Raw genomic sequence first — 1,793 nt, 5'->3', positions numbered from 1 at the left:
ACTGGAACTTACCATTGCAAAAACAGTGGTAGAAGTAACTCTTCCAAACCTTTCCCAACCGGTTGAACACCGGTCAGTAATCAATTAAAATATAGTTACTTTCCCTGAAATGCAGGATAGGGCAACGCTGAGGAGCGACCTGAGCGACATCCAGGGTTACACAGGAGCAGCACTGAGTGTGTTGCTCTTTTTCTTTGCTCCTGTGGAAACACAAAGCGATAAACCTCGGGGTTCAAGGGGCAGAGCCCCTTCTGTTATAATCATACTTTCAGCAGATTTCCGGATGGCATCCTACCAAAGGAGAAACTACCATGGCAAAGAATGCACATCTGACATTTGATGAAAGACAGACAATCGAAGTATCACTTCGTGATAATCTCAAGTTCAAAGAAATCGGAGAAATTCTCGGAAAAGATCCTTCTACGATTTCCAAAGAAGTCCGCAACCATTACAAGGTTGTGGAAAAAAGTACATACAATCCATGTGCCAACAGACGTACCTGTAAGCATTACGGTGACATCTGCAAACCCTGTAAGAAGCGCTGGGGTCAGGATTGTAAGAAATGTGATCCACCTTGCTATACTCACTGTCCTGATTTTGAGGAACAGGTTTGCCTGAAAATCAAAAAGCCTCCTTATGTTTGTAATGGGTGCGATACCAGACAGGGGTGTAAGTTAAGGCGCTATCTTTATGAGGCAAAGTATGCTCAGAATGAATATGAAGCTGTCCGTAGCGAAAGCCGACAGGGATTCGCTATCAGTTCTGAAGAATTAAAAAGGATTGATGGTATTATCACTCCTCTGATCAGGCAGGGACAGTCAATTCACCAGATCTGTGTCAATAACGTTGACCTGATCATGCTAGATGAAAAGACAATCTATAACTATATCGACGCAGGACTTCTTTCTGTATGCAACGGTGATCTTCCGCGTAAGGTGCGCTATCGCATTCGTAAAAAGAAGAAACCAGTAAGGGTGGACAAGAAATGTCACGTCGGTCGCACCTATGAAGACTTTCAGGAATATATGGCTGCCAATCCAGATGTTTCTGTCGTTGAGATGGACTCTGTTGAAGGAAGAAAAGGTGGCAAAGTATTTCTAACCCTCTTCTTTCAGAACTGTAACCTCATGCTGGCATTCATTCGCGATGCGAATACAGCACGTTCTGTAACAGATATCTTCAACCAGCTTTATGTTCTCTTGGGGCACGAGAAATTCACTGAATTATTCCCTGTGATTGTAACCGACCGTGGGAGTGAATTTACCGACCCTCTGGGTATTGAGTTCAATGGTAATGGTGAACGCAGAACCAGAGTATTCTACTGTGATCCACAACGTTCTGACCAGAAAGGCGGCTGTGAAGTATGCCACGAGATGATCAGACGCGTATTACCAAAGAAATCCTCTTTTGACAACTTAATCCAGGAAGATGTGTCTCTTCTGATGAGTCACATCAATTCCTACACAAGAAAAAAGCTGAACGACCAGTCTGCCAACCAGTTGTTCAGCTTCTTTTACGGTGAGGATACCTTGGCTAAGCTCGGCATTAAGGTAATCCCCGCTAATGAGATCAATCTCACACCATATCTGCTGAAAAAATAAACTGATCGGACTGCCATCCGGATTCATAAGCACTGCCATCAGGGGTGGAATTTAATCTTGCAAAAAAAGAAAGATGAATTCGACCTCCGCTTAAAGTGCGTCTTTTTTCAGAACAGAAATTGATCTGGGGTTATCTTATCACGCCTCAACAACTGGTTCAATCTATTTGGTTTTGTAAGTTCCAGTTTGGAA

1 protein-coding gene is annotated in these 1,793 nt (G+C 43.3%); it reads left to right on the top strand.

All coding sequences use genetic code 11. The annotated features are described in order from the left end of the window. Positions 1–311: 311 nt before the first annotated feature. Positions 312–1,601, top strand: a complete 1,290-nt coding sequence (locus ACTNB8_RS16235) for an IS30 family transposase (RefSeq protein ID WP_441056105.1) — start codon at positions 312–314, stop codon at positions 1,599–1,601. Positions 1,602–1,793 lie beyond the last annotated feature (192 nt).

Source organism: Blautia sp. HCP28S3_G10 (assembly GCF_052065235.1).
Lineage (GTDB): Bacteria > Bacillota > Clostridia > Lachnospirales > Lachnospiraceae > Blautia_A.
The sequence above is the reverse complement of the archived record's forward strand: the minus strand, read 5'-3'. Positions and strand labels throughout refer to the sequence as shown.

Bases quoted from the DNA above. Each gene is read 5' to 3' on its own strand.
- ACTNB8_RS16235 (WP_441056105.1), top strand. From the start codon at position 312: ATGGCAAAGAATGCACATCTGACATTTGATGAAAGACAGACAATCGAA.